This is a genomic window from Actinomadura sp. KC06, from assembly GCF_004348735.1.
Taxonomy (GTDB): Bacteria; Actinomycetota; Actinomycetes; order Streptosporangiales; family Streptosporangiaceae; genus Spirillospora.
This window is the reverse complement of record NZ_SMKT01000065.1, coordinates 1-16,890: the sequence shown is the minus strand read 5'-3', so window position 1 is coordinate 16,890 and position 16,890 is coordinate 1. Positions and strand designations below refer to the sequence as shown.

14 protein-coding genes are annotated in these 16,890 nt (G+C 70.4%); 3 read left to right on the top strand and 11 right to left on the bottom strand.

Annotation, left to right across the window (positions count from 1 at the left end):
- Positions 1 to 3: 3 nt before the first annotated feature.
- Both E1287_RS21290 and E1287_RS21285 read right to left on the bottom strand, forming a co-directional pair.
- Positions 4 to 834: a maleylpyruvate isomerase family mycothiol-dependent enzyme gene (locus E1287_RS21290; protein WP_131966802.1), complete on the bottom strand. Its 831-nt coding sequence runs from the start codon at positions 832 to 834 to the stop codon at positions 4 to 6.
- A complete protein-coding gene (locus tag E1287_RS21285) occupies positions 831 to 1,478 on the bottom strand; it encodes a maleylpyruvate isomerase N-terminal domain-containing protein (RefSeq protein WP_131966801.1) in 648 nt (215 codons plus the stop codon). The genes E1287_RS21290 and E1287_RS21285 overlap by 4 nt, the downstream gene beginning before the upstream one ends.
- 144 nt (positions 1,479 to 1,622) lie before the next feature.
- Between E1287_RS21285 and E1287_RS21280 the strand changes: the two genes are divergently transcribed.
- Positions 1,623 to 3,233, top strand: coding sequence for an AMP-binding protein (locus tag E1287_RS21280; protein ID WP_243719278.1), 1,611 nt, complete (start codon positions 1,623 to 1,625; stop codon positions 3,231 to 3,233).
- Positions 3,234 to 3,292: 59 nt separating this feature from the next.
- Here E1287_RS21280 and E1287_RS21275 read toward each other — a convergent pair whose 3' ends face one another.
- From E1287_RS21275 to E1287_RS21245, 7 genes are all read right to left on the bottom strand, one after another.
- Positions 3,293 to 3,601 carry a hypothetical protein gene (locus E1287_RS21275; RefSeq protein WP_131966800.1) on the bottom strand — a complete coding sequence of 103 codons (309 nt, stop codon included), beginning with the start codon at positions 3,599 to 3,601 and terminating at the stop codon, positions 3,293 to 3,295.
- A gap of 58 nt (positions 3,602 to 3,659) precedes the next feature.
- Positions 3,660 to 4,439, bottom strand: a complete 780-nt coding sequence (locus E1287_RS21270; protein ID WP_131966799.1) for a methyltransferase domain-containing protein — start codon at positions 4,437 to 4,439, stop codon at positions 3,660 to 3,662.
- A gap of 79 nt (positions 4,440 to 4,518) precedes the next feature.
- A complete protein-coding gene (locus E1287_RS21265; protein ID WP_131966798.1) occupies positions 4,519 to 7,923 on the bottom strand; it encodes an ATP-dependent DNA helicase in 3,405 nt (1,134 codons plus the stop codon).
- An 83-nt stretch (positions 7,924 to 8,006) separates the two neighbouring features.
- Positions 8,007 to 11,180: an ATP-dependent DNA helicase gene (locus tag E1287_RS21260; protein ID WP_131966797.1), complete on the bottom strand. Its 3,174-nt coding sequence runs from the start codon at positions 11,178 to 11,180 to the stop codon at positions 8,007 to 8,009.
- A gap of 93 nt (positions 11,181 to 11,273) precedes the next feature.
- The gene (locus E1287_RS21255) at positions 11,274 to 11,588 is read right to left on the bottom strand and encodes an MGMT family protein (protein WP_131966796.1); all 315 of its coding nucleotides are present in this window, start codon (positions 11,586 to 11,588) and stop codon (positions 11,274 to 11,276) included.
- An 18-nt stretch (positions 11,589 to 11,606) separates the two neighbouring features.
- Positions 11,607 to 13,094 (bottom strand): S8 family serine peptidase, encoded by a 1,488-nt coding sequence (locus tag E1287_RS21250; RefSeq protein WP_243719276.1) that lies wholly within the window; start codon positions 13,092 to 13,094, stop codon positions 11,607 to 11,609.
- A gap of 83 nt (positions 13,095 to 13,177) precedes the next feature.
- A complete protein-coding gene (locus E1287_RS21245) occupies positions 13,178 to 13,957 on the bottom strand; it encodes a hypothetical protein (protein ID WP_131966795.1) in 780 nt (259 codons plus the stop codon).
- Between the two features lie 312 nt (positions 13,958 to 14,269).
- Here E1287_RS21245 and moeZ point away from each other — a divergent pair, with 312 nt between their 5' ends.
- Entirely contained in the window at positions 14,270 to 15,451 is a 1,182-nt protein-coding gene (gene moeZ / locus E1287_RS21240; RefSeq protein WP_131966794.1) for an adenylyltransferase/sulfurtransferase MoeZ, read from the top strand.
- A gap of 66 nt (positions 15,452 to 15,517) precedes the next feature.
- On the top strand, positions 15,518 to 15,913 hold the full coding sequence (locus E1287_RS21235) for a nuclear transport factor 2 family protein (protein WP_131966793.1): 396 nt from the start codon (positions 15,518 to 15,520) through the stop codon (positions 15,911 to 15,913).
- Positions 15,914 to 16,128: 215 nt separating this feature from the next.
- Here E1287_RS21235 and E1287_RS21230 read toward each other — a convergent pair whose 3' ends face one another.
- Both E1287_RS21230 and E1287_RS44805 read right to left on the bottom strand, forming a co-directional pair.
- Positions 16,129 to 16,551: a hypothetical protein gene (locus tag E1287_RS21230; RefSeq protein WP_131966792.1), complete on the bottom strand. Its 423-nt coding sequence runs from the start codon at positions 16,549 to 16,551 to the stop codon at positions 16,129 to 16,131.
- A partial coding sequence (locus tag E1287_RS44805; RefSeq protein WP_207934355.1) for a hypothetical protein occupies positions 16,527 to 16,890 on the bottom strand: 364 nt, incomplete at its 5' end. The genes E1287_RS21230 and E1287_RS44805, both read right to left, overlap by 25 nt.

Genomic DNA, 16,890 nt, shown 5'->3' with positions numbered 1-16,890 from the left:
GCGTCAGCCGGGGTGAATGATCGACACGATCTGCAGTGCCGCCTCTCCGAGCGCCCGATCACCGTCAATTCGGGAGCGCTCGGTGGCGCGCGCAGGCGTGATGCCGCGCGTGCACAACCGCCAGGCCGTGTCAGAGTCGAGTTCGATCAGCGCATCAGGCGTGCTGCGGGTTTCTCGCTGCAGTTCCCACCGCTCGCTGCCACGGACGCAGGCCCAGCCACCGAATCCGGAAACGACCACCTGAACGACCGTTCCCTCCGGTGCAGGAATGTCTCGCATGGTGTGCGGCAATGCCCGCATGAAGGTATCGAGGACGGGTCCGAGATAGCGCGGTTCCGTCAGCCCTGCCCGTCCGGTGGCGTCGCAGATCTGCTGGTGGTGCGTCCAGTACTCGCTGAAGTCGCGGGCGGCGTCCAGCCACACGGGATGCGATTCCGGACCGGCCCAGCTGACCGAACCGCCGATGGCGTCCATGTCGACGGTCTGCCAGAACTCCACGACCTGGTCACCGACGGACGAGAGCAGGTCCAGGAGAAGAATCGGGCTGAGACGCCGCGCTGCCGTCACCCATTCGTCGTTGATGCGGTCGATGAAATCGGGAAACGGCTCGTCCTCCCGGGGTTGGAGCGTCACGAACCGATCCCGCAGCATCGACAGGCGGCCCACGTGGTCGCCGAGTACATGGGTCGCGATGTCCTTGACGTCCCATCCCGGGCAAACGGTCGGGCGCGTCCATTCATCGGCCGTGAAACCGCGCAGCAGCTCGATGAAGGCGGCCTGCTGGCCCGCGAACAGAGGGCGCACGTCGATGGGCGGGCCGAGCCAGGCGCTCATCCGCGCGGCGCCCCGTGCCAGCGCCAGGACGTGGGGCGCGGACGGCCGGGGAGGTCGGCGCGGCCGGTGGCCCAGAGCAGGGTCGGCCACGGGTCGGTGTCGCGCGGGGCGTCCGGGAACAGCCGTCCGAGCACGCGCGCGCAAAGCCCGGCGGGCGGCTCCCACGCCAGGCCGAGGCCCTCCGCCAGGTCATGGGTGTGGACGAGGATCTCCACCACTCCCATCGCGGCGAAGCCCTCCGCGTCCGACGCCCCGAACACGTGATGGGCGCGGACGTCCGGCGGCGTGACGCGCACCATGGCGATGAGCAGCCCGCCGCACGCCTCCAGCACCTGCAGGAGCCCGCCGGGCCCGGCCTCACGGTTCGCGTGGACGGCGTTCGCGGGCCCGCCGGGCCGCCGGCTCTCCCAGACGAACGGCACCTCGCCGTCCATCGGCGGCGCCTTCGGCCCCAGCTGCGCCGCGTACGCGAAGAGGTCGTCGCTCAGATGCTCCACGGTCTCCCAGCAGTCCCATTCGAGGATCCCGGCCTTGGCGTCCCACACCTCCGGAGGGGCCTTCCGAAGGGCGTCGACGGCGAGTTGGACGGCCAGGTCGAGATCGTCCGCGGTGACGGCCTCGACGGAATCGGATGAACGCGGCATGATCCGACACTACCCAGCGGCTCCGCGTTCCCGAGAACCATTAAATCGGGGGAAGCGCACCCCATATCTTGCGGAAAGCCGGGTATGCCGTGTGCCGGGACTCGTCCGCGCGGGTGACGGGTCTTCGGAGGAGAGACGGACGCTGTGCTGCTGCTCGACCGGATGCGTGGCTTCGCGACCCTTGGGCTGCGGGCGACCCGCGCCGTCCGCGACGCCGGCGCCCTGCACCCCGTCCGACCGGACAGAGCCGTACGTCTGCTGCTTCCGTACATGCGCTTCGGGCCCGTTCCCGCGACGATCGGCGCGATGGCGGCGCTGCGCTTCCCCGACCGGACGGCGCTGATCGACGAACGCGGAACGCTGTCCTACCGGGAACTCGAACAGCGGGCGGCGTCACTCGCGACCGCGCTCCGCGACCGCACGGACGGCGGCCGGGTCGGCGTCCTGTGCCGCAATCACCGGGGATTCATCGAGGCGGTTCTCGCCGCGTCCCGCCTGGGCGATGACGTGGTGCTGCTCAATGCGGACTTCTCCGCCACGCAGCTAGGTGACGTCATCGAACGCGAAGGCATTGGGCTACTCGTCCACGATGAGGAGTTCGGCTCGACGGTCGACAATTCCGGATTCGATGGACAACGCCTCCTCGCCTGGACGGACGGCGACCCGCACGAAACGTTCAAGACGATCGACGCGCTCATAGCCGGCACGCAAGCAGAGCCGATCGCCCCAGAGCGGACCAGCCGCATCATCGTCATGACTTCCGGAACCACAGGAACACCGAAGGGCGCGACGCACGATCTATCGATTTCGTCGTTGCTGCCTGCGGCGCTCAGTCATCTCATGCGGGTTCCGGTCCGGTCGGGCGGGCCCATCGTGATCGCGCCGCCGCTTTTCCACATCCTGGGTTTCGCCTATGCGACGGTCGGGCTCGGCATGGGGATGCCGCTCGTCCTGTCCCGGCGTTTCGACGCGCGGGAGACGCTGGACACGATCGCGGCCTGCGAGGCGGAGGCGCTGGTGGCGGTGCCCGTGATGCTCCAGCGCGTCCTCGACCTGGAGGAGACGCCGAGAACGCCGTCCCTCCGCGTCGTCGTGTGCGGCGGTTCGGCGCTGCATCCTCATTTGTCGGACGCGTTCATGGGCAGGTTCGGCGACATCCTCATCAACGTGTACGGCGCGACGGAGACGGGCTGGGCCACGATCGCGACTCCCGACGATCTGAGAGACGCTCCCGGCACGGTGGGAAAACCGTCCTTCCGCCTCACCATCAAGATCCTGGACGAGAGCGGGCGCGAACTGCCCGCCGGTGAGATCGGCGAGATCCACACCGGCGGCGGCCTGCGGTTCGCTGGCTACACGGGCGGCGGCGGCAAGCGGGTGCGGGACGGCCTGACGAGCACCGGCGACCTCGGGCATTTCGACGAGGCGGGACGGCTGTTCATCGACGGACGCGCCGACGACATGATCATCTCGGGCGGGGAGAACGTGTTCCCCGGCGAGGTCGAGAGCCTGCTCGGCGGCCATCCGGACGTCGCCGAAGTGTCGGTGACCGGCGTGGACGACCAGAGGTTCGGCCAGCGGCTCGCAGCGCACATCGTCCGGAACCCCGGAGCGCGGATCACCGAGGACGAGGTCAGGGCGTACGTGCGAGAACACCTGGCCCGCTACAAGGTCCCGCGCGACGTCAGGTTCGTCGAGGAACTGCCGCGCACCAGCACCGGCAAGGTGAAGGCGACCGCCCTGGACGACGACTAGCGCGGCGCGGCCGGCCGCAGGCGGCTGGCGGCCCGCAGGCATCAAGCGGCCCGCAGGCGTCAGGCGGCGCCGGGGCGGGTCTTGGCGGCCATGCAGATGCGGGCGAGGTCGTTGAGGGCGTCGGCGCGGCGTTCGTCCAGGGAGCGGCGGTCGCCCGGGGCGGCCTCGGCGAGGGTGTCGATGACCAGGGAGAACACGGGCCATTCGGCGGGGCCGATGGCGCCCTGGAAGTCGACGCCGTCCTCGAGGTCGTCCACGTCGAGGTTGCGGGCGAAGGTGGCGAGGGCGGCCTCGGCCGCGACGACGCCGATGCGCATCGCCAGCGCGGCCGGTTCGCGTTCGAGGGAGCGCACGTTCTTAGAACCCATGTTCGACAACTTAGACCACACGGGCGACATTCGTCGAACGTTTGATCGAACGCACGCCCTATTCGGCGATCGCCTGCTGGAAGAGGTAGGAATGCGTGAAATGCAGGACGCCGTCCGGTTTGCTGGGGCGCATCCCGGTCGCGGGGCCTCCCGCCAGCTCGTCCTCCAGCTCCCGCCTGATCTGCGCGGCGACGTCGTCGGGCGTCTGCGAGAGCTCCAGCCACGGTTCCAGCGGACGGACGTGATCGAACCGCTCGGCGCGCTTCACCTCCGCGCCCGCCGCCGTGACCAGCTCTGCGATCTGCGCTTCGGTGAGCACGGTGCCGTGCGACGGGTCGCGGAGCCTCTCGATCCGGTCGGGGTCGCCGTCCAGCCCGTCCGGACGGACCAGATCGGCGATGATCAGCGCCGCGCCCGGACGGCTCACCCTGGCCATCTCCCCCACGACCGCCGCGGGGTCGGCGACCTGATGCAGCGAGAGGCGGGTGACGACCAGCGTGAACGACCGGTCGACGTAGGGCAGCGCGGCGGCGTCGCCGCGGGTGAAGGTGACGTTCGTGAGTCCCGCGTGGTCGGCGTCGCGCTTGCCCTCGGCGAGCATGGCCGGGGTGAGGTCGAAGGCCGTCACGTGGCGGACGCGGGGCGCGATCGCCCGGGAGACGATCCCGGTTCCGGCGGCGACCTCCAGCACGACGTCCTCAAGGTCGAGCTCCGGTTCCATGAACCGGACGAGCCGGTCCAGATGGCGGGTGAGCGCCGTGTTCAGCCCGGGGTCGGCGAATCCCGCGGCCTGCTTGGAGAACTCCCGTACGACCTTGTCGTCATGCGTCACCGTCACGTCGCCTCCTCGGATGGTTGCCCGGATCATCCCCGAAACCACGCACGGTGAACAGGGGTCGGCGTGACACAACGACGGCTCAGGCGGCGGGGACGGTCTCCAGCAGCGCGGCCAGACCCTCCGCGTCCAGCAGGTCGGCCGGGCGGACGGTGACGTTGGCGCTGACGTAGTGGAAGGCCGCGCTGACCTGCCCGACGTCCACCCCGGCGAGTTCCGCCCACGCCATCCGGTACGCGGCGAGCTGCACCGACGCGAACCGGGCCTCGTCGCCGGACGGCGGCGACCCGGTCTTCCAGTCGACGATCTCGTACCCGCCGCCGCCCGACCGGAAGACGGCGTCCATGCGCCCGCGGATCAGCCGGTCGCCGATGATGGTCTCGAACGGCACCTCGATGTCGAGCGGCTCCCGCGACGCCCACTCCGACTCCTCGAAACGGGACCGGAGCCGCGCGAGCTGCGCGTCGTCGGCGGCGCCCTCGTCGGCCGCGCCGGGGAGCTCGTCGGGGTCGAGGAGGCGCTGCTGCCCCCAGCGGCTCTCCAGCCAGGCGTGGAACGCGGTGCCGCGCCTCACGTAGGGGGCGGGCGGACGTGGCATCGGGCGGCGGATCTGCCGGGCCAGCGCCGCCGGGTCGCGGGCCAGCGACACCAGCGACGACACCGACAGGTGCGCGGGCAGTTCGACCAGGAGCCCGTCGCCGCCGCGCCCCCGGTCGCGTTCGGCGAGCAGCAGCTCGACGTCGCGCGCCCACGCGGTCATGCGGCCCCGGTCGGCGTCGGACAGCCCCTCGTGACCGGCCCAGTGGCGCGTCCGCCCGGCCATCTCGTCCTCGACCATGCGGGCGGCCTCGACCACGGCCTCGTACCGTTCGCGGGACGTGGCGTCGGAGCCGCCGCGGTCGCCGGGCGCGATGGGCCACTGCGCCTCGTCGGGGTCGGCGAGCAGCGGGTTCGCGGTTCCCTCCTCCGGCGGGTCGGCCCACACGGGGACGGACCCGGCGCCGGTCACGCAGACCGCGTGGATCTCCTCCAGGAACGGCGACGGCCCGAGCGGGCGTCCTGACGAACCCCACCAGTAGCCCGTGGCGATGAGCAGGGTGGACGCGCGCGTCACCGCGACGTAGGCGAGCCGCCGCTCCTCGCGCAGGTCGCGTTCGGCGCAGGCGTCGTCGAAGGCGGCGAGGTCGTCCTTCTCCAGCCCGTTCAGCGGCGGCAGGTCGGCGCGGTCGCCGCGGAGCATGAACGGCAGGACGCGCGGGTTCGCGGTCCAGCGGGTGGCGTTCTGCGGCGGCGACGGGAAGATCGACCCCTTGGCGGGCGCGCCGTTCTTCTGCGGGACGGACGATAGGCCGGGAACGACGACCACCGGCCATTCCAGGCCCTTGGACGCGTGGACGGTGAGGAGCTTCACGCTGTTGGTCTCGCCGACCCGTCCGGCCTCCAGCCCGAACTCCTCCGTCTCGGCGGCCTTGAGGTAGGCGAGGAACGCGCCGAGCGTCGGGTCTTCGGCGTCGCCGGCGAACGTGGCGGCCGCGTCGATGAAGGCGTCGAGGTCGGCGCGGGCGGTGACGGGGTCGAGCCCGGACCGGGCGGCGACCTCGATGTCGAGGCCGAGCGCGCGTTCCACCTCGCTGACGAGGTCGGGCAGCGGGAGCCCGACCTGCCCGCGGAGCATGCGCAGCTCGTCGCGGAGGCGGCGGAGCCGCGCGCGGCCTTCCGGCGAGTACGCCTCCGGCGGGCCGAGGTCGTCGAGCGCGTCGACCAGGCTCCCGGTCTCCTGGTTCAGCTCGCTGACGAGCTGCCGCAGCGGATCGTCCGCGGTTTCAGCTGTTTCACCCGTTTCGGCGGCCTCGCCGGTGCCGGTCGGGGATTCGTCCGGCGGGGTCTGCTCCGGCTGGGCGGTCTCGGGCGGAGTGATGTCGCGGGCGGCGTCCTGGGCGAGGGCGCGGGCGCGGCGGCCGAGGGCGACGAGGTCGCGCGGGCCGAGGCGCCAGCGCGGGCCGGTGAGCAGCCGCGCGAGGGACGCGCCCGCCGTCGGGTCGTGCATGACCCGCATCGTGGCGACGACGTCCTGCACCTCGGGGACGGTGAGGAGCCCGCCGAGCCCGACGACCTCGACCGGGATGCCGCGCGCCTCCAGCGCCCGCCTGATCAGCGGGAACTGCGACCGCTTCCGCGCGAGGACGGCGATGTCGCCGTACTCCAGGCCTTCGCCGCCGGCGGGCGGGCCGCCGTCCGGGGCCGTTTCGGGGTCGGCGGCCATGAGACCGGCGATGCGGGCGGCGATGCGTTCGGCCTCGTCCTCGACGGTGTCGAACAGCGCGCATTCGACGCGTCCGCGCCCCTCCCGGCCCGCGCCGGGGATGAGCCGCGGCACGGCCTTCGTCTCCGCCCGCAGCTCCTCCTGGATCTTGGCGGCGGCGTCCAGGATCTGCTCGCCGTTCCGGAACGACCGGCTGAGCTGGACGACCGGCGCGGGCACAGGACGTCCCCCCGCGATTCCGGCCTGCGAAGGGAAGTCGTACGCGAACCGCAGCAGGTTCCCCGCGCTCGCGCCGCGCCACCCGTAGATGGACTGGCACGGGTCGCCGACCGCCGTCACCGGATGCCCGCCCGTGAACAGCGACTTCAGCAGGACGAGCTGCGCCTGCGACGTGTCCTGGTACTCGTCCAGCAGGACGACCGAGAACCGCGACCGCTCGATCATCCCGACCTCGGGATGCTTGTAGGCGATCCTCGCCGCCAGCGCCATCTGGTCGCCGTGGTCGATGACCTCGCGGTCGGCCTTGGCGCGCCCGTACGCCTCGATCAGCGGCATGAGCTGTTCCCGGACGGCCTGCTTGGCGAGGATGTCGCGCTGCGCCTTGAGCGGCTTCTTCACCACGGCGAACCGTTCGTCCAGCCATGTCCCGACCTTGCGGACGTCGTCGGCCGTCCGCAGATGCTCCGACAGGTCTCCGGCGAGTTCCATGACGGCCTTCGTCACGGTGTCGGGCTGCCATTCGATGCGGTCCATCGGCCCGTGGTAGGCGTCGACGACACGCGAGCAGATCTGCCAGGCGACGGCCGGTGAGATCAGCCGCATCGTCGGTTCGAGCGCCTCGCGCAATGCGTGGTCGCCGAAGAGCCGCGCGGCGTACGAGTGGTACGTCGACACCATCGGCTCGCCGTCGAACAGCGCTTCGCCGCCGAGCCGTTCCAGCTCGTCCCCGGGAAGCACCTCGCGCAGCTTGTCGAGCCGCTTCCGCACGCGGACGCCCAGCTCCGCGGCGGCCTTCCGCGTGAACGTGAGGCCGAGCACGCGCTCCGGCCGGACGAACCCGTTCGCGACCAGCCACACCACCCGCGCGGCCATCGTCTCGCTCTTGCCTGACCCGGCGCCCGCGATCACCGCCATGGGCGCCATCGGCGCCTCGATCACCCGGGCCTGCTCCTTCGTCGGCTCCGGGATCTCCAGCAGCCGGGCCAGCTCTCCCGGCGTGATCACCCCACTCCCCCCGAGCTGCGTGTCGACGTGCCCGCCCTCGGCGAGGCGGACGGATCAGCAGGAGCGTACAGAACCCGCCGCCGCTAGTCGCCGACCTGGCCGCCTTCGTCGTGGACCGGGCAGCAGGAGCGTACGGGGCACGTCCGACACTTGTCGTTGGCCCTGGCCTGGAAGACCTCGCCGGCCATACCGGTCGCGACGATCTCGACGAGCTTCTTGGGCCATTCGGGATCGTCGTCCTCGGACGGTGGCGGCTGCTCCTGCTCGCGCGCCTTGGCGGTGAACGCGGCCTTGCCGACCTGGACGAGCTTGGCGCCGCCCGGCTCGATCAGCCCGTGCCGCTCGAACGCGCCGAGCATCACCGCGTACTGGTAGACGCCGAGCTGCGGGTGGCGGGCCAGGTCGTCCTTGGGGACGGCGGTCGAGGACGTCTTGATGTCGATGATGACGGCACGGCCGTCCTCGTCGCGTTCGGCGCGGTCGATGCGGCCCTTGATGACGACGCGGCCGAGGTCGACCTTGAACGACTCCTCCAGCGCGACGACCTCGTTGGGGTTGCCGCGGTGCCAGTCGAGGAACTTGTCGACCATCCGGCCGGCCTGCTCGCGCTGCTTCTCCGAGTACCAGGAGCTGCGGAATTCCAGGTCGTTCCAGATCTCGTCCAGCCGTTCGGCGACGTGAACCTCGTTGACGCCGTCGTCCGCGCCCGCCAGTTCGGCGACCGCATGGATGACCTTGCCCATGGTGCTGTACTCGTTCGGCCCGCCCTCCTGCGCGCCTACCGCGGACGCGAGCAGCCAGCGCAGCCCGCACGTCGTGAACGCCTCGACCTGGGACGGGGAGATCGTGATGGGCTCGTCCTCGGCGAACGCGGGCCCGGAATCGGAAAGGGCGGTGATGGCGTACCAGTTCTCCGGCTTCGCGCCGCGCACGCCCGCGCGCGCTAGGCGGGCCAGGTGTCCGGCGGCGGCGCGCCGCAGCGGTTCCGGACGGGACGGGTCCGCGACCACGGAACGGAGGTCTGCGACCAGCGCGGACAGCGAAAGCCACCGAGTCTTCTCGTCCAGTTGCGATTGCTCGATGGCGCCTGGGAGGAGTTCGTTCAGGAACCGTGACGGCCGTTCCTCGGTGTCGTCCCCACCCACGGCAGTTACGAGGAGCCGTTTCCGGGCTCGGGTGACTGCTACGTAGAAGAGTCGGCGTTCCTCGTCCAGCATTTTGGCCGCCATGGACGCACCGGCCGCAGCGTCTCCTTCCGGCTCGGCCCCTGCGGCGTGCTCGACCAGTTCTTCAATACCGAGCAGCGACCCACGGAGACGCACGTCCGGCCAGACACCTTCCTGGACGCCGGCTACCACGACCACGTCCCACTCCAGCCCCTTGGAGCGGTGTGCGGTGAGGATCCGGACGGCTTCGCCTTCCGGCGCCTGTTCGGCAAGCGTGTCACCGGCGATTTCCTGGGACGCGATGTTGTCGACGAACAATTCAGGCCCCGCCTGCGGAAGCCGGTCGACAAACCGTGCCGCGTGGTCGAAAAGGGCCACGACGGCATCGAGGTCACGGTCGGCTGACGCGCCGCGCGTCCCGCCCTTGACGCTCTGCTCCAGCAGTACGTCCGCTTGCCCGCTCTCCTGCCAGACGGCCCACAGGACGTCCTCGGCACTGCCGCCGTCGTGAACGCTGCGGCGCGCTACGTCGATGAGGTGCGCGACCCGTTCGGCAGGCGCTCGCACCCTTTCGTGGACGAGAACAAGCTCACGCGGGTCGTTCACCGCCGCGACCAGAAGCTCCCCTAGCGGACGCTGCCCTCCCGACAATTCCTCCAGGTCGCGCAGCGCCCGCTTCAACCGGCGCATGGCCAGCGCGTCGGCACCGCCTAGCGGACCCGTCAGCAGGTCTTCTGCAACGACCTCGTCCAGGAACCCTTTCTTCAACGCCGCCCTTAGCAGAACAAGGAACGGACGAACGGCGGGCTCACCGATCAGGGGGACTTCGTCCCCCGCCACGACCACGGGCACACCGGCCTGGGCCAGCGCCCGCCGCAGAACCGGGACCTGCCTTACTGCACTGCGCACCAGCACGGCCATACGCGACCACGGGATGCCGTCCAGGAGATGCGCGCGGCGCAATTCGTCCGCCACAAGCGCCGACTCCTGGCTCTCGGAGTCGGCGATCACGGCGCGTACCTCGCCGTCCTCCAGCTCCTCCACCGGACGCAGCGCGCGATGCTCCGCGGCCCCCGCCGACCCGGCGGGCAGGCGCCGGGCGATCCGCCGCGACGCCGCCAGGATCTCGGGCCCCATCCGGCGGCACGTCTGCAGAGCCACGACTGAGGCTGGTTCGCCGTCCAGCGTCCGGAATCGGTTCGGGAACTCTTGGATGCCGCGCACGTCGGCGCCACGGAACCCGTAAATGGACTGATCCGGGTCGCCGACGACGACGAGGTCGCGGCCGTCACCGGCGAGGTAGTGCAGGAGGGCTTCCTGCGCAGGGTCGGTGTCCTGATATTCGTCTACGAACACGATGTCGTAGGCGTCCTGCTCCCGGATCCGTACTTCTTCGTCCGCGAGCATGCGGGCGGCCACGTGAATCAGCTCGCCGTAGTCGTACGTCGGGACGGGATCGAGCGCGAACCGATCCGCATACCGCTCCATGAATTCGCCTATGGCGGGCCAGTCATCGCGTCCGCGCATACGTCCGAGCGCAACGAGGTCTTCGCCGAAGACATCCCGCTCTACCGCGCGCAAGGTGAAGTCACGCAGTTCTTCAGCGAACCCACGTGTAGCCAGAGCGGCCCGGAGTCGTTCGGGCCAGCCACGAGCGCCGTCCGCCAGTTCGCCCTCCAGGAACCGCCGAACCTCTAGAAGCTGCTCCGGTCCCGACAGAAGGCGCGGCGCTTGCTCTTCGTCCAGGACGGCATCCCGGCGGAGCAGGGCGTAGGCGTAGCTGTGGAAGGTGAGCGCCAGGGGCGTGCGCGTCGTCCGGTGCAGGCGCCCCGTGATCCGCTGCCGCAGCTCCCCCGCCGCCTTGCGGCTGAACGTCAGGACGAGGACGCGCTCCGGGTCCACGCCGCGGTTCTCGATGCGGTCGACGACGGCCTCGACGATCGTGGTCGTCTTCCCGGTGCCCGGCCCCGCCAGCACGAGCATCGGCCCGCCGGCATGCTCCACCACCCGCCGCTGCTGCTCGTCGAGCACGGGCGGGACGGTCCGCGCGGGGCCCGCGCGGCGTACGAGACGGTAGGAAGCAGACGGCACAACAGTTCATTGGAACAGATCACCGGGGCGGTTCTGACCACAACGCACGCATGTCGCCCAAGAAACCCCGCGCGGCGGGAGGCGGCGGACGGGTCAGGACGGATCCGGCCCCGTCCAGCGGGCGCGGGACATGTCGACGCGGCGGCCGTCCGGGCGCAGCGGGGTGCCCTCGGCGCGGTACTGCTCGTGCGCCTCGATCTCGTGGCCGCTCGGCGGGCTGCCGTCCGCGCGGATCACCCGCCACCACGGCACGGCGCCCCCGTACAGGGACATCACGCGTCCGACCTGCCGGGGCCCGCCGCGTCCGACCAGCTCGGCCACATCGCCGTAGGCGAGGACACGGCCGGGCGGGATCCGCTCCACCGCGTCCAGGACGGCCTCGGCGTACTCATCCGGTTCAGACCACATCCGGCGATTCTCGCGGTCTCAGGCGGGCGGCAGTGGCGGCAACGACCCAGGCGGCGGTCCGGATTCAGACCCCCACGTCGGCGGCCCGGAGGGCCTGCTCGACCCCGACGGCCCGTCCTGCCCAGGCAACGGACCATTCGGCCGTGGCGGCGGTCCGCTCTGGCGCGGCGGCGGTCCACCTGGCGCCGAACCTGGAGCGCCATAGGGCGGAGCATGCGGCGGACCGCCTCCCTGCGTCCGCCCAGGGGACGAGAACAACCCGGGACCGGCACCCATCGGCGAACCCATCGCCGGGCCAGGGCCCAGCGGCGGACCACCGGCGAGCCGGGGATGGCGGCGGCGGAACGTGATCGCGATCGCGCCGGCCGTGACCGTCCCGCCGATCCCGGCGAGCACCAGCCCGATGATCAGCGGGTTGACCCAGCCGGGCCGCTCGATGACCTCCACCGGCTCGGGGTCCTCCTCCCCGAAGCGCTGCCCGGACGCCTTGCCCGCGGCCTTGCCGGACCCGGCGGACGAGGCCAGCGCGTCGGCCGCGGACAGCGCCCGGGACGCGTGCACCTCCCCGAACCCGATGTCGGCGTTGTAGCCGCCGGACGGCGCGTGCCGGGCGCTCTGGATCAGCGCCTGCGCGACCAGCGACGGCGCCATCTTCGGATGCTTGGCGCGGATCAGCGCGGCGATTCCGGACACGAGCGCGCTGGAGTCACTGGTCCCGCCGCTGGAGAAGTACCTGCCGCCCGGGGACGCGACGGGCACGTCCACGCCGGGCGCCGACACCAGCACCGAGTAGTTGCGGTTGGAGAACGGCGCGCGGGCGTGGCCGGGCTCGGTCGCGGCGACCGCGATGACGCCCGGATAGGACGCCGGGTAGGAGTACGGCGCGTATCCCTCGCCGTCCAGAGCGCCCGGGTCGTCGCCGTCGTTCCCGACCGCGGACACCACGACGACGCCCTTGCGGATGGCGTATCCGATGGCCGCGCGCTCGTCCGGGACCTCCTCGTCCTTGCCGAGCGAGAGGTTGATCACGTCGGCGCCGTGGTCGGCGGCGTAGCGGATGCCGCGCGCCACGGCGGTGTCGGCCCGCTCGGACGTCCGGTAGCGGCGGAAGCTCTTGTCCTCCGGCTCGCCGATCGCCCGGATCGCGAGGATGCGGGACTCCGGCGCGATCCCGATGATGCCGGAGCCGCCCCCGGCGCCGTGGCCGTGGCCCGCGATCAGCGACGCCATCCCGGTGCCGTGCTCGCGCACCGGCTGCGTCCCGGCGTCGACCTCGGCGAGCATGTTGGGCCCGGTGGTGACCGAGCCGGCGAGGTCCGCCTGACGCGGATCGACGCCGGAGTCGACGACCGCGACGGTCACGCCCTTGCCCTTGGTGATCCGCCACGCGGCGTCCATGCCGAGCATGTTCAGGATGGGCTTCTGCCGATCGCGGACGATGTCGGCCTGCGCGGGAACGGGCATCAGCCACGTCCCGGCAACCGCCGCCGCGAACACCGCCGCCACCGCCCGCCTCCGCGTCGGCCGCGCGGAGGGCGGCGGGGTCCGACGCGTCCCGCCCGCCTGGCGCCCTGGCATCCGCGCTCCCGTCAGCATTCCCACTCGGGTTCGTCGCAGTCCGGCAGGGCCTTGGCGGCCAGCGCCCGCGCGATCGCGTGCCCGACCTGCGGCGCGAGCGCGAACGGCTCGCCGGGCCGCGCCTTCTTGATCGCCGCGGCGGGGCGGCCGTCGGTCTGGCCGGACGTCGTCAGCACGACGTACGGGCCGCCCCGGTCGATGGTCCGGTCCTGCCGGGCCTCGTCGTTGAACCGCGCGGACGCCGTCCCGGGGAAGGGCGCCGCGTGCAACGCCGGACGCACCGTGCCCCGCCCGTCCAGCCGCTGCGAACCGGGCAGCTCCCTGTACGCCTTGTCGGCCTTCCACGGATCGGGGAACGCCACCACGCCGACCGTTACGACGATGCCCTGCAACTGATCGACGTACGTGGCGCGCAGGACGGCCCGGCAACCATGCCTTCCGATCGTCCTCGCGATCTCCTCGTCGACCGCCTGCGCGCAGGCGGTGTCGGGGACGATGCCCATCCGTGTCGCGTACTCGCTGTGGCCCGTCTGCGGGCGGTAGCTGACCTGCTCAGGGAAGATGCGTCCCGCGGGCCAAGCCTGCCACCGGCGCGCCACCTCCTTGTTCGCGGCCAGTTGCAGCTCGGCGCTGGTGGGGTCGCGGGTGAGGGCCGCCCAGGCGCCGGTGAGCGAGACCCCGGTGGTGATCAGGTAGCAGCAGGCGACGACGAGCGCGACGATCATCCACTGCCGTCCGCGCAGGCCGAGCACCGTCACCGGCGGCGGCCCCGGCGGACCCGGCGGCCCCATGTAGGGCGGACCGTACATCCCGGAAGGCCCGCCAGGGGGCATGCCAGAGGGCCCGGCGGGCATGCCGGGCGGACGGCTTGCGGGCATGCCGGGCTGCTGCGGGGGCCGCGGCGGGTGCGGCTGCTGGGAGGGGGGCAGGAACGCCACAACAGCCAAGATTATCGTTGCTTCACGACATTCCGCCCTGACATTGCAGTGAGGAGACCGTCCAGGGCGCCGGAAGCCCGGGAATGACCCAGCGCATGGCAAGGTTGTGCGGTGAGAGGACGAAGACGTCCCGCCCTAACACGCGTCAGCACAGGAGCACCCACCGTGTCGTTGCCACCTTTGGTCGAGCCCGCAGCGGAGCTCACCCGCGACGAGGTCAACCGCTACTCGCGGCACCTGATCATCCCCGACGTGGGCATGTCCGGGCAGAAGCGCCTCAAGAACGCCAAAGTCCTGGTCGTGGGCGCGGGCGGTCTCGGCTCCCCCGCCCTCCTCTACCTCGCCGCCGCCGGCGTGGGCACGCTCGGCGTCATCGACTTCGACGTCGTGGACGAGTCCAACCTGCAGCGGCAGATCATCCACCGCCAGTCGTCGCTGGGCAAGCCGAAGGTGGAGTCGGCCGCCGAGACCGTCCGTGAGATCAACCCGCTGATCGACGTGGTCGTGCACAACACCGCGCTCGACCGCGACAACATCATGGACATCTTCTCCGGCTACGACCTGATCGTGGACGGCACCGACAACTTCGCGACCCGCTACATGGTGAACGACGCCGCCGTCCTCCTGGGCAAGCCGTACGTCTGGGGTTCGATCTACCGCTTCGACGGCCAGGCGTCCGTGTTCTGGGCCGAGCACGGCCCGTGCTACCGCTGCCTCTACCCGGAGCCGCCGCCGCCCGGCATGGTCCCGTCCTGCGCCGAGGGCGGCGTCCTGGGCGTTCTTTGCGCGTCGATCGGCTCCATCCAGGTGAACGAGGCCATCAAGCTCCTCGCCGGCATCGGCGAGCCCCTCGTCGGCCGCCTGATGATCTACGACGCCCTCGAGATGAGCTACCGCTCCGTCAAGGTCCGCAAGGACCCGGAGTGCCCCCTCTGCGGCAAGAACCCCACGCAGACCGAGCTCCTCGAAGACTACGAGGCGTTCTGCGGCGCCGTCTCCGACGAGGCCGCCGAGGCCGCGCAGGACTCCACGATCACCGTCATCGACCTCAAGGCCATGCAGGACCGGAACGACGACATCTTCCTGGTGGACGTCCGCGAGCCCAACGAGTACGAGATCGTCTCGATCCCCGGCGCGACCCTCATCCCCAAGGGCGACTTCCTGAACGGCTCGGCCCTGGAGCGCCTCCCGCAGGACAAGAAGATCGTCCTGCACTGCAAGTCGGGCGTCCGCTCCGCCGAGGCCCTGGCGGTCGTCAAGAACGCAGGCTTCTCCGACGCCGTCCACGTGGGCGGCGGCGTCCTGGCCTGGGTGAACCAAATAGACCCGTCCCAACCCACCTACTAACCCACCGAAGGCCCCGAACCCACCACACACCGGGTTCGGGGCCTTCGCCAGTGCACTGGGGACGACATGGCCAACGAGAACGTAATCCGCTCGTTCTACAAAGCCCGCAGCGACGGCGACACCAAAACCCTCCACGCCCTCCTCGCCCCAGACGTCCGCTGGCACGAACCAGGCAACGAGGACTACTCAGGCACCCACCAGGGCCGAGAAACCGTACTCAAGCTGCTGGACGACCTCAAGCAAGCGACCAACGGCACCTTCACCCTGGAACCCACGGCCTTCCTGACAACCGACGAGCACGTAGTAGCCAAGATCCGCTGGTCAGCCAGCCGAGGCGAAACCCACGTCAGAGGCAACGAAATCGCGATCTACCGCCTCACCTCCGCCAAAATCGCCGAAGCCTGGTTCCACGTAGACGGCTACGACCCCAAAGCCCTATCCGAGGTCTTCTCCCTCCCCTAAAAGCCCCAGACAAGAACGCACCTCAGCGGCGATGACCCCGAGCGTACGAAGCCAGGTCGCCGCCAACTCGGAGTCATCAAAGCCCGGCGGAACCACCGGGAGATCATCGGTTGTCGATCCAATCCTGATGGTGCCATGGCCGAAAGGTGACGTGTTCGCCCTCGCCAGCACCCGCTCCCGCACCGAACAACAGGAACCATTCAGGCAGCACTTTATTAGAGGTCGATGGTGCGGCCTTCGATCGTCGTTATTAGCTCACTATGATGGACTGCAATCACCTTGCCAGTCTTTGCGGATACGACGACCACATCACCGTCCACCAAAAGCTCGCCGAAGCTGTCCCAATAGCCCTCAACGAAACTCGGGAATGCTTCCGCGCGCACGAACAGCGGACCGACCGAGTCCTTGAAGCTGGCGAAGGTCACCACGACCAAAAGACCTGCGACTCGGGGGAGGCAGTACTCAACGAACTCTTGCTCGACGGCGCGAGGGTCTCGATCGTTGATGGGAAATCTTTGCCAGATCTCCGGTCTCAGGCCAGGTATCTCATCCAGCTCAAAACTGCTCGCACCCTCTATCACATTGCTCAGTATGTCTTCCGCGCTCGTCCAATTTACGTGTCGCCGGTCCATCTCCACTCCCCCCACCTTTCGCGCCCCTCGATGAACACCTTGTCGACCACCTTCCATCCCATCCTGGGATCCTCGGGGTCCTTGAGGCGTCGCACGGTCACATGCGGCCCTTCATTAGTGTTGCTATGCCCCTTGGGCTCCCATTCGATATCGATCATTTCGCCGTCAGGATGCCGCCCTCGCCAGAATGTGGGCTTTCGCTGTTCCAGGCTGTCCAAGTCCCCACCGGCGGCGTCCATAGCATACTGGAGCAACTCATCATCGTTCTTTACGAATTTGCGGTCTGGCCGAGTTCCCTCATCGTCCCCACTGTAGTTGTGGGGGGTGAGCCCGAGGGGGTCGAGC